At 67.6% G+C, this 26,413-nt stretch carries 16 protein-coding genes, 1 tRNA gene and 1 pseudogene; 8 read left to right on the forward strand and 10 right to left on the reverse strand.

Going from position 1 to position 26,413, the window contains the following annotated elements; translation table 11 throughout:
* Nucleotides 1-1,674 (reverse strand): metallophosphoesterase family protein (locus G6048_RS27940; RefSeq protein ID WP_165342358.1); only part of this gene is annotated, 1,674 nt, incomplete at its 3' end.
* 94 nt (nucleotides 1,675-1,768) lie between these two features.
* Here G6048_RS27940 and G6048_RS27945 point away from each other — a divergent pair.
* The 5 genes from G6048_RS27945 to G6048_RS27965 all read left to right on the forward strand — a co-directional run bounded on the left by G6048_RS27945 (nucleotide 1,769) and on the right by G6048_RS27965 (nucleotide 7,041).
* Nucleotides 1,769-2,119, forward strand: a complete 351-nt coding sequence (locus tag G6048_RS27945) for a metallopeptidase family protein (RefSeq protein ID WP_328770542.1) — start codon at nucleotides 1,769-1,771, stop codon at nucleotides 2,117-2,119.
* Nucleotides 2,120-2,311: 192 nt separating this feature from the next.
* Nucleotides 2,312-2,848, forward strand: coding sequence for a hypothetical protein (locus G6048_RS27950; protein WP_206342217.1), 537 nt, complete (start codon nucleotides 2,312-2,314; stop codon nucleotides 2,846-2,848).
* 252 nt (nucleotides 2,849-3,100) lie between these two features.
* The gene (locus G6048_RS27955) at nucleotides 3,101-5,095 is read left to right on the forward strand and encodes a DEAD/DEAH box helicase (protein WP_165342361.1); all 1,995 of its coding nucleotides are present in this window, start codon (nucleotides 3,101-3,103) and stop codon (nucleotides 5,093-5,095) included.
* Nucleotides 5,096-5,280: 185 nt separating this feature from the next.
* Complete coding sequence (locus G6048_RS27960) at nucleotides 5,281-6,879, forward strand: amino acid permease (RefSeq protein WP_235990411.1); 1,599 nt, start codon at nucleotides 5,281-5,283, stop codon at nucleotides 6,877-6,879.
* A gap of 89 nt (nucleotides 6,880-6,968) precedes the next feature.
* Nucleotides 6,969-7,041, forward strand: a tRNA-Lys gene (locus tag G6048_RS27965).
* Between the two features lie 34 nt (nucleotides 7,042-7,075).
* Here G6048_RS27965 and G6048_RS27970 read toward each other — a convergent pair.
* The 8 genes and pseudogenes from G6048_RS27970 to G6048_RS28005 form a co-directional block, all read right to left on the reverse strand.
* Nucleotides 7,076-7,525, reverse strand: a pseudogene (locus G6048_RS27970) (site-specific integrase); the annotation flags it as partial.
* Between the two features lie 85 nt (nucleotides 7,526-7,610).
* Entirely contained in the window at nucleotides 7,611-8,603 is a 993-nt protein-coding gene (locus G6048_RS27975; protein WP_165342362.1) for a bile acid:sodium symporter family protein, read from the reverse strand.
* Nucleotides 8,604-8,644: 41 nt separating this feature from the next.
* The gene (locus G6048_RS27980) at nucleotides 8,645-9,856 is read right to left on the reverse strand and encodes a pyridoxal phosphate-dependent aminotransferase (protein WP_165342363.1); all 1,212 of its coding nucleotides are present in this window, start codon (nucleotides 9,854-9,856) and stop codon (nucleotides 8,645-8,647) included.
* Between the two features lie 23 nt (nucleotides 9,857-9,879).
* Complete coding sequence (locus G6048_RS52235) at nucleotides 9,880-10,665, reverse strand: IclR family transcriptional regulator (RefSeq protein ID WP_165342364.1); 786 nt, start codon at nucleotides 10,663-10,665, stop codon at nucleotides 9,880-9,882.
* A gap of 18 nt (nucleotides 10,666-10,683) precedes the next feature.
* Nucleotides 10,684-11,481 (reverse strand): sulfite exporter TauE/SafE family protein, encoded by a 798-nt coding sequence (locus G6048_RS27990; RefSeq protein WP_165342365.1) that lies wholly within the window; start codon nucleotides 11,479-11,481, stop codon nucleotides 10,684-10,686.
* Between the two features lie 123 nt (nucleotides 11,482-11,604).
* Complete coding sequence (locus G6048_RS27995; RefSeq protein ID WP_165342366.1) at nucleotides 11,605-12,675, reverse strand: threonine aldolase family protein; 1,071 nt, start codon at nucleotides 12,673-12,675, stop codon at nucleotides 11,605-11,607.
* 43 nt (nucleotides 12,676-12,718) lie between these two features.
* The gene (locus G6048_RS28000; protein ID WP_235990413.1) at nucleotides 12,719-14,143 is read right to left on the reverse strand and encodes a serine hydroxymethyltransferase; all 1,425 of its coding nucleotides are present in this window, start codon (nucleotides 14,141-14,143) and stop codon (nucleotides 12,719-12,721) included.
* Complete coding sequence (locus tag G6048_RS28005) at nucleotides 14,140-15,951, reverse strand: NAD(P)/FAD-dependent oxidoreductase (RefSeq protein ID WP_165342367.1); 1,812 nt, start codon at nucleotides 15,949-15,951, stop codon at nucleotides 14,140-14,142. The genes G6048_RS28000 and G6048_RS28005 overlap by 4 nt, the downstream gene beginning before the upstream one ends.
* Before the next feature lie 1,381 nt (nucleotides 15,952-17,332).
* On the opposite strand from G6048_RS28005, the gene G6048_RS51540 reads away from it, so the two are divergent.
* The 3 genes from G6048_RS51540 (at nucleotide 17,333) to G6048_RS28020 (ending at nucleotide 24,410) form a co-directional block, all read left to right on the forward strand.
* The gene (locus G6048_RS51540) at nucleotides 17,333-17,710 is read left to right on the forward strand and encodes a 4'-phosphopantetheinyl transferase family protein (protein WP_328827169.1); all 378 of its coding nucleotides are present in this window, start codon (nucleotides 17,333-17,335) and stop codon (nucleotides 17,708-17,710) included.
* Between the two features lie 339 nt (nucleotides 17,711-18,049).
* Entirely contained in the window at nucleotides 18,050-23,989 is a 5,940-nt protein-coding gene (locus G6048_RS28015) for a type I polyketide synthase (RefSeq protein WP_206342214.1), read from the forward strand.
* The gene (locus tag G6048_RS28020) at nucleotides 23,982-24,410 is read left to right on the forward strand and encodes a PaaI family thioesterase (protein ID WP_165342368.1); all 429 of its coding nucleotides are present in this window, start codon (nucleotides 23,982-23,984) and stop codon (nucleotides 24,408-24,410) included. The genes G6048_RS28015 and G6048_RS28020 overlap by 8 nt, the downstream gene beginning before the upstream one ends.
* Before the next feature lie 3 nt (nucleotides 24,411-24,413).
* Here the strand turns inward: G6048_RS28020 and G6048_RS28025 are convergent, their stop codons facing one another.
* Nucleotides 24,414-26,078: a beta-ketoacyl synthase N-terminal-like domain-containing protein gene (locus G6048_RS28025; RefSeq protein ID WP_165342369.1), complete on the reverse strand. Its 1,665-nt coding sequence runs from the start codon at nucleotides 26,076-26,078 to the stop codon at nucleotides 24,414-24,416.
* Nucleotides 26,079-26,413: the final 335 nt, after the last annotated feature.

Consider the following 26,413-nt stretch of genomic DNA (forward strand, 5'->3'; position numbering starts at 1 on the left):
CAGAAGGATCATGCAGACCGTCGTCAGGCCGACCGCGGCGCCGAAGCTGATGAAGCCCGCGTACCAGGGATGTCCGGTGGCCTTGAAGGCGTCGGCGAGAGACGGCGACGGGGAACCAGGAGATGGGGAGCCAGGAGATGGGGAGCCAGGCGACGGCGTCGGGGACGCGCCCGGCCGGTTCTCCTCCGGCAGGTGGCGGCTGACCTCCGCCGTGGTCAGGCCCAGGCCGCCCAGCTTGATCTCGTCCCAGGCCTGGAGGCGGCGGGTCTCACGGTCCAGGTACAGGACTGAGGTCTCGATCGGGTCGGGGTACTTGTTCTGCAGCGCGCGCAGCCCGCTTCCGCCCGTCGAGCCTTCGATGCGCAGGCGCGTGCCGTACTTCATGACCTCCATCTCCGGATGGTGGAGGTGGCCCGCCAGGACGAGCGGCACCGTGCCGTCCACCTCGCGCGCGGCGTCCGGGTTGTGCGCGATGGCGATGTCCACGGGCGTACCCGCCGTCTCCTGGTCACGGATCGCGGAGGCCAGACGGGCGCCCGCCAGCTCCTCCGAGGCGGTCACCTCCTTGGAGCGGTCGGGGGTGAACTGTGGGTCGCCCATACCCGCGAACCGCAGTCCCGCGACGGACACGGCCCGCCCGTCGTCCAGTACGTGCACGTTCTTCATGCGCTCCAGATACGCCTGCGTCTCCCGCGAATCGTGATTGCCGCGCACCCATACGTACGGAGCGCCCAGATTGGCGGCCGGGTCCAGGAAGCCGTTCTCCGCCGCGGAGCCGTGGTCCATGGTGTCGCCGGAGTCGACGATCACATTGATCTTGTACTGCTTCACCAGCGAGGCGATGATCTTCCAGCTCGCCGGATTGAGATGGATGTCGGAGACGTGCAGGACACGGATGGTGGAGGGATCGGGGGCGTACGCGGGAAGCGTGGACGTGGCGTCGTACAGCTTCGTCACGTTCGTGACCAGGCGCGCCAACTCCTTCTGGTAGACGTCGAATTCGCTGACGATGCTGCGGGCGTTGCCGACCACCGAGGGGGCGGAGGACAGCAGTCCTGAGAACTTCGGCTCCAGGACCGACTTGGGGTTCCACGTCGCGAAAGCCGTTGCCCCCGAGGCCGCCAGGAGGGTGAGGGCCAGGCCGCCGGCCGCCAGGGCGCGGCGCGGGCGGCGGTAGACGGCGAGACCGAGGGCGGTGGCCCCGGAGACGACGGCGACTGAGGAGCGTACGGCCAGGTCGAGCGTGCCGTCGCCGACGTCGCTGGTGACCTCGTCCTGGAGGCCGGAGAGCCGTTCGGGGTGGTCGACGAGGGCCTGGGAGCGGACGGGGTCGAGCTGGTCCACGTCGACGTCGAGGCGGATCGGCGCGACATGGCTGCGCAGTTCGAGGGCGCCGAGCGGCGAGACGTTGATCTTCGTGCCGCCGGTGAAGGAGGGGCGCAGGGTCATGGTGGTGTCCATGGGGCCGACCGGAGCGCGTACGTTTCCCACGATCAGCAGGCCCAGCCACGCCCCCATCAGGACGACGGCGATGAGTCCGAGAGCTCGGGTGTACGGGTGCGGCTGGTGGACGAGTTCGATGACCGGGTGGGTGTGGCGAGCGCGATAGTGGCGTACGAGCGCACGTGGAGCCTTTCGTACGCGGTGCAGAGCGGCGGCGGGGACGCGGGCCATTGGTCCCGTATGCCCAAGTCCGAGGCCCGCTATGCCGCCCGATCGGGTCCTCGTACGGCTCTCGCGGGTGACGTCCGTACCCGACAATGGCTCTGTGCTGGAGATGACGCGCGAGGAGTTCGAGGAACTGGTCTCCGAGGCCCTGGACCGGATCCCGCCGGAGCTGACACGGCTGATGGACAACGTGGCGGTGTTCGTCGAAGACGAACCGCCGAGCGACGATCCCGAGCTGCTCGGGCTGTACGAGGGGACTCCGCTGACGGACCGCGGTGAGTGGTACGCCGGTGTGCTGCCGGACCGGATCACCATCTACCGGGGGCCGACGCTGCGGATGTGCGAGTCGCGCGAGGACGTCGTGGCCGAAACGGAAGTGACGGTGGTTCACGAGATCGCCCACCACTTCGGGATCGACGACGCGCGGCTGCACGCCCTCGGGTACGGATGAGGCCCGTACGTACGAGGCTTGTCTGTACGAGGCTCGTACGTGCGGCTTCGCGTACGGACGCGGATAGGGATGAGATCCGTACCGTACGACTGTTGAAACCTGTTCTTCGGGCGGCGTGTCCTCTTGCGGGCGGCGGGAGTTGGGCAGGGGGACTGCTCGTCCCCGCCCCGGAGGTGGCTGCCCGTGCGCGCCATGTACGTACCTGTCCGTCTGGCCGCCGTGGCCCTGGCCGTCACGGCGACGGCCGGCTGTATGAACGTCAGCAATGACGACGACGATGCGAGCAGTGCCAGGCCGTCGCACTCCGCGGGCCAGCGGGGCGGTGCGGCGCCCGACGGCGGTTCGGCGGTGACGGGCGGCGGCGGTGGCTCCGGGCTCGGCGGGGCTGGTGACGAAGAACACGGCTCGGCGGAGCCCGGTGCGTCGACGTCGGGCGGCGGTGGCGAAGGCGGGGACGGGGACGTGTCGGCAGCGCCGACGCGGGACGCCGCCGGCGACCCATCGTCGCCGTCCGAGCCGGGGCAGAAGAAGCCGAAACCGCAGGTCCCCGGGCCGACCAAGGCGCATCCCACCCCGACCCGTACGAATCCCCAGCCGAAACCGCCGAAGCAGTCGCCCACGCCGTCGCCCACCCCGACCACCGCGGAGCCGTCCTCCTCGGCCCACCCGGAACCCACGACGCAGCTCGCGCAGCGGGAGCCGGCGCCGCAGGCGGGCGTAAGCGGCTGACCAGGTACGACGGTGGCCGGCCTGGGCTACGCGACCAGGGTCGGGCCGGGGCTGTCGGGCCGATTTGCCTTGAGGGTCGGAGGGTGCGTATCTTGGTAGATCGTTTGATCCCATTTGCCCGGCGCCAATGCAGAGCGCGCCGTGTGGCGCGTACTCTCCCTTGCCGTGGCTGGACCGCATTGAGGCGGTCGATTTGCGAACACGGAGTTGACGGGCGCGTGCCGACGAGACTCCGGAAGGTTTCGCATTCGCATGTCCATTTCCAGTACTGATCACATCGTCGTGCCCGAGAACGAGGCCGTCGAAGTGCCCGAGGCCGCCGCGGCCGAGGCCCCCACGACCCCCGAGGCCCCCGAGGTCACCTTCGGCGACCTGGGTCTGCCCGACGGCATCGTGCGCAAGCTCGCGCAGAACGGCGTGACCACCCCCTTCCCGATCCAGGCCGCGACCATCCCGGACGCCCTGGCCGGCAAGGACATCCTCGGCCGTGGCCGCACCGGCTCCGGCAAGACCCTCTCCTTCGGTCTGCCGCTGCTCGCGCAGCTGTCCGGCGGTCACACCGAGAAGAAGAAGCCCCGCGGCGTCATCCTCACCCCGACCCGTGAGCTCGCGATGCAGGTCGCGGACGCCCTCCAGCCGTACGGCGATGTGCTCGGCCTGAAGATGAAGGTCGTCTGCGGCGGTACGTCGATGGGCAACCAGATCTACGCCCTCGAGCGTGGCGTCGACATCCTCGTCGCCACCCCGGGCCGCCTGCGCGACATCATCAGCCGCGGCGCCTGCTCTCTGGAGAATGTCCAGGTCGCCGTGATCGACGAGGCCGACCAGATGTCCGACCTGGGCTTCCTGCCCGAGGTCACCGAACTCCTCGACCAGGTCCCGCCCGGCGGCCAGCGCATGCTGTTCTCGGCCACGATGGAGAACGAGATCTCCACGCTGGTCAAGCGCTACCTGAGCAACCCGGTCACGCACGAGGTCGACGCCGCCCAGGGCGCGGTGACGACCATGTCGCACCACATCCTCATCGTGAAGCCCAAGGACAAGGCGCCGGTCACCGCCGCGATCGCCTCCCGCAAGGGCCGCACGATCATCTTCGTACGTACGCAGCTGGGCGCCGACCGTATCGCCGAGCAGCTCCGTGACGCGGGCGTGAAGGCCGACGCGCTGCACGGCGGTATGACGCAGGGCGCGCGGACGCGGACGCTGGCCGACTTCAAGGACGGTTACGTCAACGCGCTCGTCGCCACCGACGTCGCCGCCCGCGGCATCCACGTCGACGGCATCGACCTGGTCCTGAACGTCGACCCGGCCGGTGACCACAAGGACTACCTGCACCGCTCCGGCCGTACGGCCCGCGCGGGCCGCTCCGGCACGGTCGTGTCGCTGTCCCTGCCGCACCAGCGGCGGCAGATCTTCCGTCAGATGGAGGACGCGGGCGTCGACGCCTCGCGCCACATCATCCAGGGCGGTGCCGCCTTCGACCCGGAGGTCGCGGAGATCACCGGCGCCCGGTCGATGACCGAGGTGCAGGCCGAGTCCGCGGGCAACGCCGCTCAGCAGGCCGAGCGCGAGGTCGCCCAGCTCACCAAGCAGCTGGAGCGCGCGCAGCGGCGTGCCACCGAGCTGCGCGAGGAGGCCGACCGCCTGCTCGCCCGCGCCGCGCGCGAGCGGGGCGACGACCCGGAGGCCGCGCTCGCCGAGGCCGCCGCCGTCGTGGAGGCCGCCGCGGCCGAGGCCGCGCTTGCCGCCGCCGTGCCGGAGCAGGCGTCCGCGCCGGCGTACGAGCAGCCGCGTCAGCGTCGTGACGAGCGGGGCAGCTACGAGCGCCGGGACCGTCGTGACGGTGAGCGTGGCGGTTTCCGTCGCGATGACCGCCGGGACGACCGGCGTGACGGTGACCGTGGTGGGTTCCGCCGTGATGAGCGTCGTGATGGTGACCGTGGTGGTTTCCGTCGGGATGACCGTCCGTCAGGTGGTTCCGGTGGCTTCCGCCGCGACGACCGGCGTGACGGCGACCGTCCCTCCGGGGGTTTCCGCCGGGACGACCGTCCCTCCGGGCACCGGGGCAGCGACCGCCCGTTCAACCGCGACCGTCAGGGCGACCGTCCCTCGGGCGGCTTCCGTTCCGGCGGCCACGACCGCCCGTACGGCCGTCGTGACGACCACCGTGGCGCGGGCTCCGGCTCCGGCACTGGTTCATCGTTTGGCCGCCGCGACGACAAGCCGCGCTGGAAGCGCAACGGCTGACCCGATCTGCCGCTGACAGGGCCCGGACGACTTCGGTCGTCCGGGCCCTGCGGCGTTCGCGGGTCGCAAGCGAGCCGACCGACCGGCGGAGGCGGCCACGTGGGCCCGGACCGTCGCCCATTTTTAGCCAAACCGAGCTCATCCGTGGCGCATGTCACACCCCCGGCGAGGGAAACGCTCGGGACATGACAACACCGTCCCCGCCCTCCGGCGCGAGCGACCCCTCCGTCGGGCGGCCGGCGCCGACCGCCCCCGCATCGGTCACCGCGCCAGCCGTCTCCGACGAGGAACGGCTGGCACAGCTCGGCTACACCCAGGTCCTCGCCCGCCGCATGTCCGCGTTCTCCAACTACGCGGTCTCGTTCACGATCATCTCCGTGCTGTCCGGGTGCATGACCCTGTACCTGTTCGGCATGAACACCGGCGGCCCCGCCGTGATGATGTGGGGCTGGGCGGCGGTCGGCCTGATGACGCTGTTCGTCGGCCTCGCGATGGCCGAGATCTGTTCGGCGTACCCGACCTCAGCGGGCCTGTACTTCTGGTCGCACCGGCTGGCACCGAAGCGAACGGCCGCCGCCTGGGCCTGGTTCACGGGCTGGTTCAACGTCCTCGGCCAGGTCGCGGTGACCGCCGGGATCGACTTCGGCGCGGCCTCGTTCCTGGGCGCGTACCTCAATCTGCAGTTCGACTTCGAGGTCACACCCGGCCGTACGATCCTGCTCTTCGCCGGGATCCTCATCCTGCACGGCCTCCTCAACACCTTCGGCGTACGCATCGTCGGCCTGCTCAACAGCGTCAGCGTGTGGTGGCACGTGCTGGGCGTCGCGGTCATCGTGGGCGCGCTCACCTTCGCCCCGGACAGCCACCAGTCGGCGTCCTTCGTGTTCACGGAGTTCGTGAACAACACGGGGTGGGGCAGCAGCCTGTACGTCGTCCTCCTCGGCCTGCTGATGGCGCAGTACACCTTCACCGGGTACGACGCCTCCGCGCACATGACGGAGGAGACGCGCGACGCGTCCACGGCGGGCCCGAAGGGCATCGTGCAGTCGATCTGGACGTCGTGGATAGCGGGCTTCGTACTCCTGCTGGGCTTCACCTTCGCCATCCAGTCGTACAGCGGTGCCCTCGAGTCCCCGACGGGTGTGCCGCCCGCGCAGATCCTCCTCGACGCGCTCGGCGCGACGGCGGGCAAGCTGCTCCTGCTGGTCATCATCGGCGCCCAGCTGTTCTGCGGCATGGCGTCCGTGACCGCCAACTCCCGCATGGTCTACGCCTTTTCGCGCGACGGGGCGTTGCCCTTCTCACACGTCTGGCACACGGTCAGCCCGCGCACCCGCACGCCTGTCGCGGCCGTGTGGCTGGCGGCGCTGGGAGCGCTGGTGCTCGGACTGCCGTACCTGATCAACGTGACCGCGTACGCGGCGGTGACCTCGATCGCCGTGATCGGCCTCTACATCGCGTACGTCATCCCGACCCTGCTCCGGCTCCGCAAGGGCGACGGCTTCGAACGCGGACCGTGGCATCTGGGCCGCTGGTCGGGCCCGATCGGCGTAATCGCGGTGGCCTGGGTCGTCGTCATCACGATCCTCTTCATGCTCCCCCAGGTCTCCCCGGTCACCTGGGAAACCTTCAACTACGCCCCCATCGCCGTCCTCGTAGTCCTGGGCTTCGCCGCCACCTGGTGGTACGCCTCGGCCCGCCACTGGTTCCTCAACCCCGACCACGAACGCACCCGAGCCCGAGAAGCGGCCCGCGCGAACGCCCCGGAACCGGTAGATCCCTGACGCTTCACCCCACCCACCGTGGCCGGGACCCCGATACCCGATCGGAGACCCGGCCACGTCCGGCTATGCTCGGGGGAGCAACATCGCCAGGGCCCTTAGCTCAATTGGCAGAGCAGTGGACTTTTAATCCATTGGTTGTGGGTTCGAGTCCCACAGGGCCTACCGGAAACGGAAGAGGGAAACGCCCTCTGACCTGCTACGCAGCGTCTGGGTCGGCTTCGGCTGGCTCGGGCGCTGCTTCGTTTTCAAGCCACTGCGTGAGCGATGCGTGAGCGGATGTGCCCGTGGCCTGCGGATCGATTGCGGTCGGGGCGGACGAATCGGCGGCTGCCGGACGCGACCGGGGGATCAGCTTCGCTGCCTTCTCGGCGATTTCACGGTCCAGCTCAGGGAGCAGGCTTGTGTACGTGTCCGAGGTCAGCGTGATGGTGGAGTGCCGCAGCGTCTCCTTCACCGAGTGGATGCCGCCGCCGCCTCCGTGCGTGAGCGTCGCGGAGACGTGGCGGAGGTCCCGCAGGGTGACGGGCGGCAAGTCGGTCGTGGAGAGGATGCGGCGGAACGTTTCCGAGACTGTCTCGGGGTGGAGCCAGGAGCCGTCTTCCTTCGTGAAGACCTTGCCCGTGTTCTGCCAGGCGCTGCTCCACTTCGCACCACCCGCCAGCAGGCCATCCGAGCACGAGCAACGCGTGAGACGATCTTCGGAAGCTAACCCCCTGGGCAGACCGCGTCGGCTATCTGGAACGGCGGTTCATCCATGCCGCGACCAGGGCGCCGGACAGGTTGTGCCAGACCGAAAAGACCGCTGCTGGGAGAGCTGCAAGTGGGGCGAAGTACGTTGCGGCCAGGGAGGCGGCGAGCCCGGAGTTCTGCATGCCAACCTCGAAGGCCATCGCCCGGCTCGCGGCGGGTTCCAGCTTGGCGAGTCTGCCCGCTCCATAGCCGAGGACCAAGCCGAGGCCGTTGTGTAGCACCACGGCGAGCAGGACTACAGCCGCCGCGTCCTTGAGCGCGGAGGCACTTGCGGCCACGACTATCAGGACGATCACCCCGACGGTCACGGCAGACAGCCAAGGGAGAGCGGGCAGGCAGCGTCGCACCAGTCCGCTGGCCAGTCGCCGTACCAGCAGGCCGGCTACCGCGGGGACCAGCACGGTCTTGAGGATGTCGACGACCATAGGGGCGGCCTCGACGTCGAGTAGGTGTCCTGCCAGCAGCAGGACCAGGTATGGCGTGATGAGGGGGGCGAGGATCGTGGAAACCGTTGCTACAGACATCGACAGCGCGACGTCTCCCCTGGCCAGGAAGGTCACCACGTTGGACGCAGTGCCGCTCGGCGCGCATCCGACGAGGATCACCCCCACGGCCAGTTGGGGGGACAGGTTCAGCAGATGGGCGATTGCCCAGCCGAGGCCCGGCATGATCACGTAATGGGCAACCAGGCCGAGGCCCACGATCCAGGGTCGTCTGACGACGCTGTGGAAGTCCTGCGAGGTCATCGTCAGCCCCATGCAGAACATGATCAGGCCGAGCAAGTAGGGGATCGCGGGCTTGCCTTCGGCGAACGATGACGGCATGGCCAAGCCGAGGCCACCCGCAGCGAGCACAAGCAGTGGGAAGACGGTGACGGCACGCCTGGCCGTCTGATCGGCCTGGGCGACAATCTCCGTGGGCAGCCCGGTCGTTGCCGCGACGGCCGGAGCACTTTGGTCCTGCGGGTGATCCATGGTCGGTGTGCCTCCTGTTTCCGCGTCCGGCGTCGTGTCCGTCACTTGTGGTAACGCCCCAGGAAATGCCCGATCCGGGTGATGGCTGTAGTGAGGTCGTCAGCGCCGGGCAAAGTGAGGAGACGGAAGTGGTCGGGGCGTGGCCAGTTGAAACCGGTTCCGCGTACGACCAACACCTTCTCCTCTCGTAGCAGGTCAAAGGCGAGCTGGCCGTCGTCCTCCACGGGGTAGACGGTCGGCTCGAGGCGCGGGAAGGCGTAGAGGGCACCCTTCGGTTTGACGCATGACACTCCTGGAATCGCGTTAAGCAATTCCCATGCGAGATCGCGCTGTTCGGCAAGGCGTCCGGCGGGCAGCACTAGGTCGTCGATGCTGTGGTCGGCGTCGAGCGCAATGCGGATGGCGTGCTGCGCTGGAACGTTGGGGCACAGCCGCACAGCGGCGAGCAAGGACAGTCCCGCCAGGTAGTCCTTCGCGTGCTGCTTCGGGCCGGATATGGCGAGCCAGCCGGAGCGGAGACCGGCTAATCGGTACGCCTTGGACAGGCCGCTGAAGGTTAGGCAGAGGACATCGGGGGCGATCGCGGCGGCACAGTGGTGGAGGGCGTCGTCGTAGACGATCCGGTCGTAGATCTCGTCCGCGAACACGATCAGGTGGTGCCGTCGCGCGAGGTCGAGCACGGCCTCGAGCACGTCTCGGGGATACACGGCACCGGTCGGGTTGTTCGGATTGATCAGGACGACGGCGCGGGTCCGGTCGGTGACTTTTGCGGTCATGTCCGCGAGGTCTGGGTACCAGTCGGACTCCTCGTCGCACAGGTAGTGCACGGCTTTGCCACTGGCCAGCGTCGTGGCGGCTGTCCACAGGGGGAAGTCCGGTGCGGGGATCAGTACCTCGTCCCCGTCATCCAGTAGGGCTTGCGTCGCCATACAGATCAGTTCGGAGACACCGTTGCCCAGATAGACATCGTCGGCAGTGACGTCGGGCACGCCTCGGCGGGCGTAGTAGTCGGCTACGGACAGTCGGGCGGGCACGATGCCTTGAGGGGCGCTGTATCCCTGCGATTCCGGCAGGTGGGCGATGACGTCTTGGAGGACGTTGTCGGCGGCGCGGAGACCGAACATCGCCGGGTCACCGGTGTTCAGCCGCATCACGGGGTTCCCTGCGGTCTCCAGGGCATCGGCGTGTTCGAGCATCGGTCCGCGTATTTCGTAGCCGACGCGGGTCAGCCTGCCCGACTTCTTGAATTCCATAAGAATGCTCCCGGAAGCGATCGTCAGGTGGAGGGCGTTGTAGCCGAGCGGCTGATGTGAGCGGCGGCCTGGCGCAGGACGGAGATTAGGTCCGGCTCACCGTCCCGGGCGTTCGGCAGCGGAATCCCGGTGCTGGGACCGTAGATGGCCAGGGCCGTCGGGCTCGGAGTTCCGGGGATGGGAACGGCGAGGCCGCGTATCCCGATCTCCGACTCCTGGTCGTCGACCGCGTAACCGGTCTTGCGTACCGCAACCAGATGCTTGAGGAGGGCCGCGGGACCGGTTCGGGTGAACGGTGTCCGCTTCGGTAGTGGTCCCCGTTCGAGGATCTGCTGCACCCGTTGCGTAGGCAATTGCGCCAGAAGGACCTTCCCGGCCGCGGCACAGTGCGGATCGATCTCATGGCCGGCCCCGGCGGAAGTGCGCACGGGGCGGTCGGGAAGGACTTCATGAGTCTGGGTTACTGTGTCTCCGGCCAGCAGTGCCAGGCTCGCTGTCGCCCCGGTGGTCCGCGCAACGTGCTGCAGGTGGGGGCGGCTGTGTATGCCAATCCTCTGCGTGGCGGCCTCGCCGAGGCGGATCAGCCGGGGAGCAAGGGCGTATCGGCGGTCAGTGTCCTGGCGCACGTACCCGCGCTCTACCAGGGAGTGGAGCAGCCGGTGGGTGGTGGGCAGTGAGAGCCCGGCGGACGTGGCCAGACCGCTGATCGTGCTGGTTCCGCCTGCAGCGGCCAGGAGGTCCAGCAGGTGCAGGGCCCGGTCAACAGCCTGAACTGGGGCATGCCGTAATCGCGACGTTGTGTGATCCATAGCCAGGGTCTCGTGCTGTCAGATGAGGAACTTGACGCTGACGCTGACGATCAAAGCGCCCACCACGGCGAGGAAGATACGGCGAACAAAGGCGGCGCCTCGCCGTACGGCCAGGGTGGCTCCCAGGACACCGCCGACGATGTTGCAGACCGCCATGACGAGGCCGAGTCCCCACAGGACCTTGCCCGCGGGGATGAAGAAGACGAGCGCACCGATGTTGGTGGCCACGTTGACGACCTTCGAGGTGGCGGACGCGCTGAGGAAGGAATAGCCGACGAGCCCTACCAGCAGGAAGACCAGGAAGGATCCGGTTCCTGGCGGGCCCAGGCCGTCCCAGAAGCCGATCGCCGCACCACCCAATGCCATGACCGTCATTTGCGTACGGCGGTCGAATCGGGGCGCCTCGATGACCCCGAGGTCGGGCTTGCGCAGCGTGTAGACGACAACGAGCGCGAGGGCAATGAGCACGACGACGTTGAGTGCGCTGGCCGGCAGCGCCGATGCGCACGCTGCGCCTGCCACCGCTGCTGGGAAGGTGGCCGCCGACATGCGCACGATCGCGCCCCAGTCCATCGACGTCTTGCGTGAATAGGTGTAGGCCGCCGCCGATGTGCCGACGGCTCCGACGATCTTGCTGGTGGCCAGGGAGTAGATGATGCTGCCGCCCGGCATGATCACGATCATGGCCGGTAGCTGGATCAGACCTCCTCCACCGACGATCGCGTCGACGGCTCCTGCCAGCAGCGCTGCCGCGCACAAGAAGAGCAGGGCAGTCAGCGATATTCCGCCGAAGTCAGCCCAGTCCAGTGATGTCATCGAGTCCCGTTCTGCTTGCCCCGCCTCGGTGCGGGTGTGATCAGTTCATCAGCACATGGGGTTCGAGGGTCCAGGAGGCCGGTGGTGCCGACCTCCTGGACCCTCAGGTTTCCCGGCTCCGAATTACGCGGCAGCGGAACCCTTGACCTGGTCGGCGAGCGCCAGCAGCCGCTCGGCGACCGTACGGATCGCCGTCTCGTCGAGACCGAGTCGGGTGACCGCGCGGAAGCTCGTTGCCGTCCACTCGGCCAGCAGGACTCCCTTATCGGCTGCCGCCCGTACGAACGCTGCCGCCGACAGTCCGGTGCTCGAGACGTCCACCACGAGGATGTTCGTCTGCACGGTGTCAGGCTCGACTCCGAACGCTGGGTGATCAGACAGCAGCTTGCACAGCAACCGTGCGTGGTGGTGGTCCTCGGTCATGCGCTCGACGTTGTGCTGGAGCGCATACAGGGCGGCGGCTGCCACCACCCCTGATTGGTGCATCCCTCCGCCGTACGACATGCGGTGGGCGGCCGCCTTCTCGATGAGGTCGGCGGGGCCAACCAGGATGCTGCCGAACGGTGCCGCGAGCCCCTTCGCGAAGCACATCGAGACGGTGTCTGCGGTGTCGGCGAACTCGGCGAGCGACGACCCCGAGGCAACACTCGCGTTCGCCAACCGTGCACCGTCAATGTGCGTGGCGAGCCCCGCGGTAAGCGTGTCATGGCGCAGGGCGCGCAAGCTGTCGAGGGAGACCACGCGCCCGCTGTGGAAGTTGACGGTGTTCTCCAGGCAGACCAGCGCCGGAGCGGAACACTGCGGTGCCCGCTTCTTGCGCTGCAGGGCGAACCGCAGCAGTTCCGGGGTGAGAACGCCGTCGGGGCTGTCGACGGTGTTCAGAGCCACTCCGGCGAGGCCGGCGCTGGCAGCGCTCTCGTAGAAGTTGATGTGGTACTTGGTGTCAGTGATGATCTCGTCTCCGGGGGCCGTGTGGACGCGGAGGGCGAGTTGGTTGCTGAGCGTGCCGCTTGTGGTGAAGAGAGCCGCCTCCTTCCCGAACAGCTCGGCGCAGTGCTGCTCCAGCCGCCCGGTGGTGGGGTCGCCGCCGTAGAGGTCGTCGCCGACTTCAGCCTCGGCCATGGCCTTGCGCATCTCGGGGGTCAGCAGACTCAGGGTGTCGCTGCGCATGTCGATCTGGGTGGGCGCGGGCATGGTGCCTCCATGGTGTGCCGATGGGTGGGGGAGTCGCTCAGGCTCAGATGCTGCTGGAGGGTGCGATGTGGTAGCCGTCCACCGGAAACCGGTGGCACAGGTCTGCGACGGCGTCCTGGGCGGCCCTCCGCACGCCCGCGTCGAGCCGGTACTCCCTGTCACCCACAGCGGTGACATTGGTCAGCACTGAGTCGACGAGTTCCGCACAGATCTCCATCTCGGGTGTGCCCATGCCCCGTTGGGACAGGATGTTGGTGCCCAGGCGCAGCCCGCTGGCGATGAGGGGGGACTTGGTGTCACCTGGGATCCGGTTCTTGTTCGCTAGGATTCCGCAGGACTCCAGCGCCTCTTCGGCGACCAGCCCGGTTAGACCGCTACGCGAGACGTCCAGCAGGACCATGTGGTTGTCGGTGCCGCCCGTGAGCACGTGATGACCGAGACGGGCGAGGCTCGTCGACAGGGCACGGGCGTTGGACGCGATGCGGGCGCCGAGTTCCTTGAACGCCGGCTGCGTCACCAAGTCGAGGGCCCGCGCCTTGGCCGCGATGGCTGAGGGGCTGGGCGTTCCCTGGGATCGCGGGAAAACGCCCCGCTGCATCAGCGTCGCCAGAGCGGTCTTGCCATCGGGGCCAAGCGTGTCCCAGTCGCGGCCAATCAGGATCAGCCCGCCGCGCGGTCCGCCGAGCTGCTTGTAGGTACTGGTCGTCGTGATGTGCGCGAGGTCGATTGGGCTTGGGTGCTGCCCGGCCGCCACGAGGCCGGCGATGTGGGAGATGTCCGCCAGGAGGTAGGCGCCGACCTCGTCGGCCACTGCTCGAAACCGTGCGTAGTCGATGGTCCGGGGATACGCACTCGCTCCCGCGATGATCAGCTTGGGGCGATGCCGACGGGCAAGGTCGGCGACCTGGTCGTAGTCGATGATCCCCTGAGCATCCAGTCCGTATCGCAGGGCCTGGAAGTAACGGCCGGTCACCGACGCGGAGGAACCGTGCGTGAGATGGCCGCCGGCATCCAGGTCGAGGCCCAGGATCGTGTCACCAGGGCGGAGCAGGCTGAACAGCACGCTCATGTTGGCGGAGGAACACGAATGCGGCTGCACGTTCGCGTACATCGCTCCGAAGGCTGCCTTCGCCCTCTCCACAGCCAGTTCCTCTACGCCGTCAAAGGCAGCGGTACCGGGGTGATAGCGGGACTTCACGTACCCCTCTACGGTTACGTTGCCCAACACGGATCCCGCTGCCGACAGGACGGACGGATCGGCCAGGCTCGCGTAGGCGACCATGGCCAGCGTGTCCCGCTGGTAGGCGACCTCCTGGTCCAGCAACTCCGTCAACGCAGGGTCGTGTAAGCGTAGTTGCCGGTTGCCTTCGGTCAGAACAGCCGCGTGCTCTCCCATCCTGGTGATGTCCGGAGAGAGTTGCTTTGTGGTGCTGTTGATGTTGCCCACTCCTCGATCCATCGCGGTCATGACACGTGCGTGGCTGCGTTGCGACCGAGCAGACGCAGGAACTCCAGGGTCCGCTCGGGGTGGTACCAGGTGTGCATGGCGTGGCCCCGCCCACGCAGTTCGGCCAGCACAGCCGATGCAACGCTCGGGGCCTGGGCGAAGCCTCCGCTGTTGTGACCGCCGGTGACGATGCACCGGCCGCCCCGCTCCGCTGCCAGGGCATGGAAGATCCCCAGGCACGACGGCGTCCACGGGCGCACGCAGAAGCGAGGAGGGGTTGGGGCGTCCGGTGAAACACCGGCCTCGGCGTACGCATCCGGCAGCAACTGCCCTGCGGTTTCGTGCAGAGCACGCGACAGTAGGAGTAACTGCCCAGTGCTCGGGGGCTCCTGGCTGGTGCCCAGATGGCCGTAGCCCGCTCCGAGACGGATCACCGGCCGCCCTGCCGCATCGATTCCGGGGACGACGTTCACGCCCTCAACCGCGCCTGGCGAGGCGAAGCCGCGGCGTGTCACTTTCAGCGGCCAGTCCAGCCTTGGTGAGACGTTCGGCAGTGTCAGCCACACGCCGGCTACCCGGGCGATCCTGCTGGCGAGCCCGAGGCTCCGCAGAAGGTGCGGCTCAGCCGACGCGCCGGGGGAGAAGACGTAGTGACGCGCCCTGACCAGGTCTCCGGAAACCTCGAGCCCGGTTACTTCACCGTCCGCGTTCTTGCGGACGGCGGTGACCCGATGGTTCCAGCGGAACGTCCCGCCGCGCCGCTCGATGCGCTCGATGAGCCCGGCGGCAAGCCGCTGGACCTGCACTGAGAATCCGACTACCTCCACGACATGGCGCACATGACCGCGTGCGTATGCCGAGCCCAGCGCCGGCAGTTCGTCACGTAATTCCGACGCCGTGAGCGCCCTTTTGAACGAACCGATGCTTTTCTCGTCCTCGATTCCCTGCCTGAACTGCTCATCGGTGCCATAGGCGCGGTAAAGACGCTTACGCAAACCCGATTCGGAGAATAGTAGCGGATCTCGGTGCATCATCTCTGTCCACTGCGGCAGGCTCTGTTGGTTGAAGGCGATGATTTCCGTGTCATGCTTCCTTCTGAGCCAGGAAGGAATTCCTTCAAATTCCGCGCGCCAGGATCGGTCTTCGGTGTTCAGATCCTCGAGTGAACGAGAAAGCCAGCCGCCGTCGGAAACGCTGCGGCGATAAGACAGATTCTCACTCTCAGTCAGGCCGCGGTAGTGGTGGTTGCGCGTCTCGTTCAGCGAGAATATTCGGGCGTCATCCCCGCCGTACGTAGTTCCGTAAGACTGCCACGGAGCGCCACTGACCGGGTGGGGCCCGGCATCAATCAACTCGACTTCCCAGCCGCCGTCGAGCAGCGCTGCCGCGGTGACGAGGTTCACGATTCCCGCTCCGACGAGTACCACGCGACCCTCGGCGCCCAGGGCAGCAGGCTGTGGTGGCGGCTCTGGTGCGGGAAGGCGCCGCTTGGTTGCGGCAGCCCATGTCTCCTCAAGGGCCGACAGCAGTTCCACCGCGGCCTCGGATGTGACGTGCTGGGAGGTGAGTGCCACTTCAACACCGTGCATCTTTGTCGGCTGGACCCGGTCCGGGTCCTCCTTTGCCGCCAGGACGAGTAATCGGCGGTCGTCAGGTGCGGACTTTCGCCATGCGGTGAGAACGGGGGCTGGTGGAACTGTGTTCACGAGCAGGAACTGCGGTTGCAGCTCAATGAGCCCAGCCGCGAGCGCTTCACTGCCGGCGCTCTCCAGGCGAGGGCGATAGCGAATGTCGCCATGGGTGGACTTAAACGACTCGTCATCGACCAACGGGCATGCGATTAGCATTTTGGTGCCCAATTCCCTGTCCCTTCATGCACCGGTCTTGGGTGCACTTCACGTCCGGCGGGAAGCCGGGTTCGCGGGTAAGCGATTTCTCAAGCGGTGTTGAAACGCTAACAGCCGCCTCTTCGAGCGGTCCAGTGGGAGTTTATCGCCCGGGTGATCTAGTGAAGATTTCTCGCCTCGGCTGAGCGTGGCCTGAACATGTGTGTACTTGACAACCAGTCAACCAAGGGTGAAGAGATGGCTACCTGCGACGATGTGGATGCATGAGTCCATGTAACCTGCCGGTAACGAGCTGCGGGTCGACGGTTTCCGGTCGCAAATTGTTCGGCGAGGCGCAATCTGGCTGGCGCGAAGCCGCCCCCTTAAGCGCCATTTTTCTCATATTTTGAGATGGCTATCGAGGGTGCTTTTCGGGGCGATTCGGGTTTCCACTCGCAGAACGCGTGCTCCACTCACCGCCCGTTTCCTGGTTTCCTGACAGCCTTCGACGATGTGCGCGAGCGACTCGTCGGCCGAGCCCTGCTGGTATGGGCCCAGCTGTAGAGGCGCCCCCTTGCTGTTGCAGCGAAGGGCCTCGCCGTGAGAGCCGTATACCGCCACCGAGCCCACAGGGTCCGGCAAGCGGTTCTGGGAGGAGATCGCCCTGGCTGTCGGTCCGGACCAGGGCATCGCCGTTTCCCTTCCCCTGTTGAGGGGTTGATGCTGACAACCAGCCGCACCCCTGCTGTGGCCGGGATGCTGCCGGATCGGCGCGCGGGATGGAGCTGCACTTCAACGTGTACGAGGCGTTCGGCGACCGGAGCGCGGGGGGACGACTCCGGCTGCCGTGTCGAAGCCATCAATTCGTGCACCGGAACTGTCTCCCCGGTGCTGCCGTTCCGCTCCCGCGGGCGATCATGGCCGATAAAACGGTGGTCCTCCTCTGAACTTGATGTTTAATCCCGGCGAGACGCGATCTCACCGGGTTAAAACGAGTTGAACGTCAGGCTCAGGGTGACGCCATTCGGGAAGAGGGGGCAGGGGCTTGTGGGCGAGCGCTCAGGAGGCGTGTGTCGGACGCGAGTTCACCGGGACGGAGCCTGGGCGGCTCACGCTGCCGGTGGCGACGGAGATGCCGCACTTGTGGTTCGTGAGCACCACGGTTTCGGTTCTCGACCACCAGGTGCTGGACAGCCGGGAACGGGCGAAGGCGGAGGGCCTAACCCGGGACGGTCGCAGACGGGAGTACGTGGTAGCGCACACCGCGCTGCGCCTGCTCCTGGGCAGGTACCTGCGACAGCCTCCTGCAGAAATCCGGCTGGTCCGGCACGGCTGTCCCTCGTGTGGGAAGCCGCACGGCAGGCCAGCGGTACACGGAGATCCGGTGCACTTCTCGCTGAGTCATAGCGGCGGAGGGGTCCTGTTGGCGTTCGCCGCCTCACCGGTCGGCGTGGATCTGCAGAGGGTGCCGAACCTCAAGGTGGCCGACCGCGTCGCGGATTTGCTGACCGCGGAAGAGCGACAGGAGTTGGCGGCCCACGACGTGCTGACGCGGCCGACGGCGTTCGCCCGGGTGTGGACCCGCAAAGAGGCGTATCTCAAAGGGCTCGGAATGGGACTGGGACGGGCGCCGTCCCTCGACTACCTCGGAGCGGGCGAGGCGCCAGTCTCGCCTGCGGGGTGGTGTGTCCGTGACGTCACGGCAGGAAGTGGTTACGCCGCCGCGGTCGCCGTGCGGCTGGAGGAGGTGGACACCATCTGATCGCCACCCGCAGGACTCCTCAGGCACACGGACCGCTCTTGGCGGACTGCGGGCCGCGATCGGCTCGGACTGGGACCAATGGAGTCGCCCATTCCCCCTCCGAGTCAGACGGACACCGTTCTTGCCGTACCGGCGATCCGGTGTGCTGGACGGCACCGATGTCCTTGGGCTGAGGCGAGCAGGTGGGCGGCGGATGCCGCGCAAGGTCGTCCGAGCGAGAGGGCTTCACGAATTGGCCGCCTTCGCACCGGGCCATGGCTGGTGATGGGCTCGACAAGAGGTGGAAAGCAGATCAATATGGTGGGCCGTTGTGGCGGCGAGGTCCACTTGGGAGGGCTGTTGAGCGGCGTTCGGGCTGACCTGGTCGCGATTGTCGGCATGGCGGGGCGGTTCCCGCAGGCGCCGGATCTGGACGCGTTTTGGGAACTGCTGATCACGGGTGGCGACGCTGTGGGATCGGTGCCGCGGGAGCGGTGGGACCCGGAGGAGGTGCTCGACCCGACCCGTGAGATCCAAGCGGTTGGGGGATTCCTCGATGGGGTGGACCAGTTCGACGCGGAGTTCTTCGGAATCTCGCCGCGTGAGGCGGAGGTGCTGGATCCGCAGCAGCGGCTGATGCTGGAGACGGTCTGGCGGGCGTTGGAGGACGCTGGCGAGGTGGCCGGTGAGCTGCGCGGATCGCACACCGGGGTCTACGTCGGCGGGCTCTGGCATGACTACGAGTTGCTGCGCAAGGACGGCGGCGCAGGCGCAACGCAGCACAGCATCGTCGGCAACTCTCTCGACATTCTCTCGTCCCGGGTGTCCTATTTCTTCGGGCTGACCGGGCCCAGTCTGACCGTCGAGAGTAGTTGTTCGTCCTCCTTGGTTGCTCTGCACCAAGCTTGCCAGGCGCTGCGGCACGGCGAAGTCGACGCGGCGCTGGTCGGCGGATCGAATCTGATGCTAACGCCCGAGGTCACGGTAGGACTCACACATTTCGGAGGTCTTTCGCCGACTGGGCGCTGTCACGCCTTCGGGGCGGGCGCAGACGGTTTCGTGCGCGGCGAGGGCGTCGCCGCGGTGTACCTGAAGACGCTGGACCGGGCCCTCCGCGATGGCGATCGGGTGCGCGCGGTGGTCGTCGCGAGTGCGGTCAACAACGATGGCGGCGGGGAAAGCCTCGTTACGCCGAATCCGTCCGCTCAGCGCGACTTGCTCCAGCGCGTGTACGGATCGGGCACGGTGCCGCTGGAAAAGCTCGCGTACGTCGAGGCGCACGGCACCGGCACCAGCCGCGGCGACACCGCCGAGGCAGGGGCGCTAGGGGAGGTGCTGGGTATAGCCAGCACGGGCCGCAAGCTGCACATCGGTTCAGTGAAGACCAACATCGGCCATCTCGAACCGGCAGCGGGGCTGGCAGGGCTCATCAAGGCCGTGCTGGCGCTGGAACATGGCGTCGTCCCGCCGAGCCTGCATGCTGAGGAGCTGAACCCGGCGATCGATTTTGACGGGCTGAATCTTGCCGTCGCCCGCGAATCGCTGGCTCTGGCGCCGGACAGCCACATCGGCGTCAACTCGTTCGGTTGGGGCGGGACGAATGCGCACGCCGTCGTGACCAGGCCGCCCTCGGCGGCGGAACCGGAGCCTACAGCCTCTGACGAGCCGTTTTTGCTGCCGCTCAGCGCACACAATGCGCAGGCGCTGTCGCAGCGTGCGACGGACGTGCTGGAGCGGTTGGACGCCGGAGCGCCTGCGCGGGAGACGGGGCAGGTATTGGCGTGGTACCGCGACCACTTCCCGGAGCGACGCGCGCTGATCGGCCCCGAGCTGATCGAAGTGGCGGCGGGCCGGGCGCGGCAGGTGGGAAAGGTCGCCTTAGTTTTCCCAGGGCAGGGCGCGCAGTGGACAGGCATGGGTGCCGGCCTGTACGGGCATAACGCGGCCTTCACCCGCGCGATGGACCGGTGTGCGGAGGCGTTATCCCAGCAGGTTCCCTGGGACGTACGAGATCTCGTCACAGGCGGGGAGGACCCGTCCGGAGTGGACCAGGTGCAGCCCGCATTGTGGGCCACGTCAGTGTCTCTCGCGGCGGCGTGGGCGGACGCGGGCGTGCGGCCCGACGTCGTGGTGGGCCACAGCCAGGGCGAGATCGCCGCTGCGACGGTCGCCGGAGCACTGTCACCGGAGGATGCCGCTCTAGTGGTGAGCAGGCGCAGCGGAATCCTGCGGCAGGTCGCCGGACAGGGTCGGATGCTCGCAGTGGACCTTGATCTGGACGGCGCGAAGCGGGCACTTCAAGGCTTTGAGGGACTGGTCGAACTGGCGGTGCACAACGGGCCGCGGTCCTGCGTGCTGGCCGGTGACGCAGACTCGGTATTGCTGCTCAAGGAGATTCTCGAAGCCGACGACGTGTTCTGCCGCTTGGTCGACGTCGACTACGGATCGCACAGCCCGCAGATCGACGCCATCGTACCGACGATCCGCGAGGCACTTGCGTCGGTGAGTCCCCGGCCGGGGAACACGCCTCTGCTGTCCACAGTGGATCTGACGGGGCTCGACGGCACGGAGATGGACGCCGGATATTGGGCGGCCAACCTGCGGAACCGGGTTCGTTTCGCAGAGGCGGTGGAGAAGCTTCTCGACGACGGTGTGACGCACATCATCGAAGTCAGCCCCCACCCGGGGCTCGGCACCGCGCTTCGACAGATCGGCGACGGCCGTGACGAACCACCGGTTGTGCTGGGTACGCTGCGCCGCGGCGAAGGCGGACACGCCGACCTGCTCAGGGCCTTCGGCGAGGCGTACGTCTCCGGGCTGAACGCCTGGGGGCCGCGTCCGGCGCGGCGTCCTTCGGTGACCTTGCCGCCGTACCCGTTCCAGCGCGAGCGGTTCTGGACGGAGTCGCGGCGGAGCACGGGGGCAAAGGGCGGCCGTCTGGCATTGCCGTTGTCGCCGTCGACGGCGAACGGCGTATGGGAAGGCGCTGTCGATCTGGCCTTAGAGGCGCATCCCTGGTTGACCGATCATCGTGTGCACGACGCTGTTGTCTTCCCGGCTGGCGGCTATCTCGCGCTGATGCAGAGCGCGCTGAGCGATCGTGCTGACGCACCGCTGGTGTTGCGGGACATCGACTTGCCCGCGGTGTTGGCGTTGGGTGACGAGCCGCTGAAGCTTGCTGCGACGTGGCGCCCCGGTGCGGGCTCGGCGGGCGTGGTGTCGTTGGCATCTGGTGAAGAGACTGGGTGGACGCGGCATTGCCGCGCACTGACGTCCTGGGGCGCGCCCGTCGAGTTATGCAGGTTCCCGGAGTACATGCTCAACAAGAACGTCCTCAACGCTGACGACTTCTACCGGCGCTGTGCACAGCGGAATCTGTCGTATGGCAAGGCTTTCCGGTCTGTGACCGGTGGTCATGTCGCTGAGGACGAGGCACTGGTCTCACTGGAGCTGCCCGCGGGAAGTCCGTCCGGAGCCGCGGTGGGAGCGCTGCATCCGGTGCTGTGGGACGGAATTCTGCAAGCGGCTCTCGCAGCGGGTGACGGCCCTTCGGTGCCGGTCGCGATCCGCTCGGCAGCGGTGACGGCGACCGGTGCGCGCCAGTTATGGGTCCACTCGCGGCGAGTGGGCAGTGGTTTCGACCTCGCGGTGTTCGACGCCAGTCGCGCGCCGGTCGGGCGTCTCGAGGGGGTGGTGCTGGCCGATCTGCCGACGAGCACAGCGCAGGTCGACATCGCTCAGAACGTCTACCGGATGAGCTTCGAGCGGCAGGAGCGGCAGACAGGCGACCTTGGCACGGTGGTCTCCTGCGGGCGGGCGGGCGTGCTGCCGGACGCGCTCGGGCCGGAAGATCTGGCCAGTGCGGACACTGTGGTTTTCTTCGCCCCTGAACAGGGGCGGGCGGGGCTGGTGGAGCTGACGAACCTGATTCGTCGCTGCCTTGACGAAAACCCTTCTGCCAGGCTGACCGTGGTAGTCCGAGACGGCGCTCCTTCATCCGGGCTGTACGTGGGCTTCATAGCCGCGGTGCAGGCGGAGTATCCGCAGCTCAGCGCACGGCTGATTGAGACCGACGCGCTTTCGCCGGCCCTGGTGGACGAGCTCGCGGCCACCGAGGACAGGGTTGTCCTGCGCGGCAATGAACGCTTTGTCGGACGGCGCAGCCACGGCGGCGCCTCGGAGACACCCGCACCGTGGCGGAACAGTCGTCGGGCGCAGTCGTTCCGCCAAGGCATTGCACGACCGGGCAGCCTTGACTCGCTGTGCCGGTGGCCACTGGACCGGCCGGCGCTCGCCGACGGGCACGTGGAGGTTGCCGTCGACGCTGCGTCGCTCAACTTCATCGACGTGATGAAGGCGATGGGCGTCTACCCGGACAGCTCGCCGGACCGAGAGCTGCTGGGCCTCGACTGCGCTGGCACGGTGACCGCCGTTGGGCCGGGGGTGAGCGGGATTTCCGCCGGGGATCGGGTGGTCGCCTGCGGGTTTGGCACGCTCGCCTCGCAGGTCACCGTCGATGCGCGGCACGTCGTGCCGCTCCCGGGTGGGCTGAGTGCGCCCGAGGCTGCGGCGCTGCCGATGGTGCTGGTCACGGCCTGGTACTCGCTCGTCCACGTGGCCAGGATCGAGCCGGGCGAGACGGTGCTCATCCATTCGGCCACAGGCGGCCTCGGCCTGGCGGCCCTGCAGGTCGCACGGATGTCGGGTGCGAACGTGATCGCCACGGCGGGTACCGAGGAGAAGCGCCGGTACCTGCGCGGGTTGGGGGTGGAGCACGTCTTCGACTCACGTGGCCTCGACTGGGCCGCGGGCGTGCGCGCTGCGACGGCTGGTCGTGGTGTGGACATCGTGCTCAATTCGCTGGCGGGTGCCGCTATTCCGCTCGGCATGGAGGCACTGGCTGAGGATGGCCGATTCGTAGAAGTGGGCAAGCGGGACATCTACGCCGAGACCTCCGTCGACCTCGGAGCGTTCAGGAAATCGGTCACCTTTGCCGCAGTGGACATCGCCGGACTGCTGCGACGTCGCCCGCAGCGGTTCGCGTCGGTACTCAACACCGTCTGGGAGCTGCTGGAGGCGCGGAAACTCAAGCCAATGCCGGTGCGGGAGTGGGAGTTCGCCGATGCCGAAGAGGCGTTCCGCACCATGTCGCGGGGTGAGCACATCGGCAAGATCGTGCTCACTAACCCAGCCGGCTGTGCCACCGTGACGCCCAAGCCGTTGCCGGATGGTCGCTTCCGTTCCGAGGGCACCTACCTGATCACTGGCGGCCTCGGCGCGCTGGGTATGTCGCTGGCGGAGTTCCTGGTGTCTTGCGGAGCCGGTGCGGTCGCACTGCTCGGACGGTCCGAGCCGAGCGATCCCGACCGGATCGAAGCGTTGCGCGCCACTGGAGTCCGGGTCGGTGTGTGGTCTGCCGACGTTGCCGACGAGCAGCGCATGCGGACAGTGCTGGACGAGATCCGGACGACCTTGCCGCCACTGCGTGGTGTCTTCCACGCGGCGGGCATCCTCGACGATGCCACCCTGCAGAACCTCGATGCTGCTCGGATCGAGCGTGTACTGCGGCCGAAGGCGGACGGTGCCCGCGTGCTGCATGAACTCACCGCCGACGACGGGCTGGATCTGTTTGTGCTGTTTTCGTCCGCCGCCGCGTTCGTCGGCACGGCGGGCCAAGCCGCTTACGCCGCGGCCAACAGTTGTCTCGACGCACTCGCGCTGGAGCGCCGTCGAGCCGGACAGCCCGGCTTGAGCGTGCAGTGGGGGCCGGTTTCCGACGTCGGACTCGCGGCGCGTGACGCGGGCCGCGGTGACCGGCTCGCCGACCGCGGCATGCGGAGTGTGACTGTCGAAGAGTGCTGGCAGGCGCTGAGGCGGTTCATCGAGACGGACGAGGCCCTGGTCGCCTACGTCGCACTCGACCCTCAGCGGTGGATCGAGACTTACCCCGCCACCGCCTCCCTGTCCAGCTGGCGGTCACTTGCGACCATGGACAGGTCCGCAGCGGACACGGGGTTGCGGAATGTGACTGCGGAGCAACGGCGGGGACTGGTGGAGAACATGGTCCGCCGTGACGCTGCGATGGTGCTGCGCATCGACCCGGACAAGCTGGCCCGCGATGTCCCGCTCAAGTCGCTCGGCCTCGATTCGCTGATGTCGCTGGAGCTACGCAACAAGCTGGAGGCTTCGCTGGGTTTGCGTCTGAGCCCGACGCTGCTGTGGAAGTACGGCAGCCTGTCACGTCTCGGCGCCGCGCTGTCAGACCTGTTCGATATGGAGGAGGCGGGCGCACATGGGTGATCGCCCGATCCTCACCCTCGACGAGACCCGCCTCTTGCTGGCGGAGTACCTACCAGATGAACACGGGTTTGACATCGCCGAGGTCGCGCCGGACGGCCTGGTGTTCACGGCCGATCCAGCGAGCTTGTCGACCCGCCCTGGCGGCACGGTCTCCGGCCCGGCCATCTTTGCCTTCGCGGACGTGGCGGCGTATCTGGCCGTCAGCGCCTACCTGGGCAAGACACCGTCAGCGATGCTGACGTCCAGCAGCATCACCTTCCTGGAGGCTGCCGAGCCGGGGGAGCTGCGCGCCCGCATCGAAGCCGTGCGAATCGGCCGTCGGACAGCTGTGTTCACAGCACGCGTCGAGGATGAGCCGGGGCGCCTGGTCGCTCTGGCAACCCTGCACTTCTCCTTTCCCGGTAGGAGGAGGGAGCTGTGATGCTCAGGTATCGCCGACACCGAGCGGGCGGATGGAATAGGTGACCTTCTCCCAGGGATACGTCGGCAGCGAAAGCACCGCGCGGGCCGGCGCCTCACTCGGGACGGCTTCCGCTGAGTCCAGCATCCGCATGCGTGGGTCCTCGGTGCCGTTCCCCAGCGCCGTCAGGGCGTCGCGGGCTTCCTGCGCACTGTCCGCCTTGATCCAGGCGGCGAACCGAAGACGGGTGCGTCCATGGGTCGCGGTGTACACGAAGGCCGGGTAGTCGGCTTCGGAAAGCCTTACCGCGTAACGAATCGCAAGTGCGCGCAGAGCCGACTCCGTGTGAGCAGACACCAGGAAACCGCTCGCAGTGGCCGGGCTCATCACCCGCTCGAAAGAGTCGGAGGAAGAGAGCACGACGTGGGCGTTGGTGCCGCTCATGCCGAATGAACTGACGGCCGCACACCGGCCTGCCGACGAATCCCAGGGCACCGTCTCCGTAGGCACGGTCATGCCGCTGTCACCGAGCTCGATCCGTGGGTTGAGCGTTTCGAACTGTGCCTGCTGTGGAATTCGCCGTTTCTCCAGGCACAACACGGCTTTGATGAGCCCGAGTACACCCGCGGCGGCCTCGGCGTGCCCGAGGTTCGCCTTCACGGACCCGACGTGCCACGTCCTTCTCGGACTACCCAAAGCCGTCCGGGCTGCTTCCAGCTCGATCGGGTCGCCCAGCGGAGTTCCGGTGCCGTGGGCTTCCAGATAGCCGATGTCGGCGGCTGTCAGCCCGGCGGAAGCCAGCACAGACTCGATCAGTCGCGTCTGCGCCAGTACGTTCGGTGCGGTGAAGCCGGAGGACTGCCCATCCTGGTTGACGCCGGTGCCCTCGATCACAGCGAGGATTCGGTCTCCGTCGCGCTCCGCGTCGGCCAACCGCTTCAGCACCACCGCGCCGCAGCCTTCGCCGCGGACGAAGCCGTTGGCCCGCGCGTCGAACGGGCGACAGCGGCCGTCCGGTGACAGCGCTTCCGTGCGCTGGATTTCCGCAGTCGAGCGCGGCGCGAGCACGAGGCTCACACCACCGGCCAGGGCCACGTCGCAGTCACCCGCGGCCAGCGCGCGGCAGGCCGTGTGCAGGGCGACCAAGGAGGACGAACAGGCTGTGTCAATCGCCATCGTCGGGCCCTGGAAGCCCAGTGTGTAGGCGATCCGGCCCGCGGCGAAGCAGTGGCCATTGCCGATGAGCCAGGACGAGCTCGGCTCGCCGTCGGCCCACAACCGGTAGTCCTGGCTGGTGATGCCGACGAACACGCCGGTCGACTCCGCAACGCTCGCGGGAGGGATGGCCGCGTCCTCGAACGCCTCCCACACCACTTCGAGCAGCAGACGGTGCTGCGGGTCGAGGCTCCTCGCCTCCCGAGGGGAGATCCCGAAGAACTTCGCGTCAAAATCGAGCACGTCTTTCAGATATCCGCCGCGGGAAAGCAAGCCGTCCCAGTCGTCAGCGAACGTGCGGCGGCGATGCTCGGGGAGCTCGTTGGTGAGGTCGCGGCCCTCTGCCAGGGCCTGCCAGTACGCCTCGCGGTCAGCGATTCCGCCGGGCGCGCGCAGCCCTGTGCCAATGATGGCGACACGCTGCGTAGCGCGCAACGCCTCCAGTTGTCCTCGCAGCGACTGGATCGTCTCCATGGCCCGGCGTAGCGGGCCTGAGGCTGTGTCGTCGTCCGAAGTTGATGACATCGATCATGACGCTAACAGTTCTGTGGATCTCTCAGTCCTGACCGTGTTGCACTTTGAGACACGTTCGGGCTCCAACTCGTCGAGCCGCAGCAGCGATTGCTGTGTTTCCCCGGAGTCGGCCAGTCATTCTGTCGAGGAGATCCCGCCGGGTAGCGGCGTGCTGACCTCCGCATATCGAAGATCGTCACTCTTTTCCAAAGGGGCGAAACCTGATTGGCGGAAAAATATAGGTGTGCTATGAAACCTGGTGTTGCCGGTCCTTGCTATGGCAATGTTTCAGCTCG

Source organism: Streptomyces ureilyticus, assembly GCF_011045025.1.
Classification (GTDB): domain Bacteria; phylum Actinomycetota; class Actinomycetes; order Streptomycetales; family Streptomycetaceae; genus Streptomyces; species Streptomyces ureilyticus.

Bases quoted from the DNA above. Each gene is read 5' to 3' on its own strand.
- G6048_RS27950 (WP_206342217.1), top strand. From the start codon at position 2,312: ATGTACGTACCTGTCCGTCTGGCCGCCGTGGCCCTGGCCGTCACGGCG.
- G6048_RS27955 (WP_165342361.1), top strand. From the start codon at position 3,101: ATGTCCATTTCCAGTACTGATCACATCGTCGTGCCCGAGAACGAGGCC.
- G6048_RS27960 (WP_235990411.1), top strand. From the start codon at position 5,281: ATGACAACACCGTCCCCGCCCTCCGGCGCGAGCGACCCCTCCGTCGGG.
- G6048_RS27975 (WP_165342362.1), bottom strand. From the start codon at position 8,603: ATGGATCACCCGCAGGACCAAAGTGCTCCGGCCGTCGCGGCAACGACC.
- G6048_RS27980 (WP_165342363.1), bottom strand. From the start codon at position 9,856: ATGGAATTCAAGAAGTCGGGCAGGCTGACCCGCGTCGGCTACGAAATA.
- G6048_RS52235 (WP_165342364.1), bottom strand. From the start codon at position 10,665: ATGGATCACACAACGTCGCGATTACGGCATGCCCCAGTTCAGGCTGTT.
- G6048_RS27990 (WP_165342365.1), bottom strand. From the start codon at position 11,481: ATGACATCACTGGACTGGGCTGACTTCGGCGGAATATCGCTGACTGCC.
- G6048_RS27995 (WP_165342366.1), bottom strand. From the start codon at position 12,675: ATGCCCGCGCCCACCCAGATCGACATGCGCAGCGACACCCTGAGTCTG.
- G6048_RS28000 (WP_235990413.1), bottom strand. From the start codon at position 14,143: ATGACCGCGATGGATCGAGGAGTGGGCAACATCAACAGCACCACAAAG.
- G6048_RS28020 (WP_165342368.1), top strand. From the start codon at position 23,982: ATGGGTGATCGCCCGATCCTCACCCTCGACGAGACCCGCCTCTTGCTG.
- G6048_RS28025 (WP_165342369.1), bottom strand. From the start codon at position 26,078: ATGGAGACGATCCAGTCGCTGCGAGGACAACTGGAGGCGTTGCGCGCT.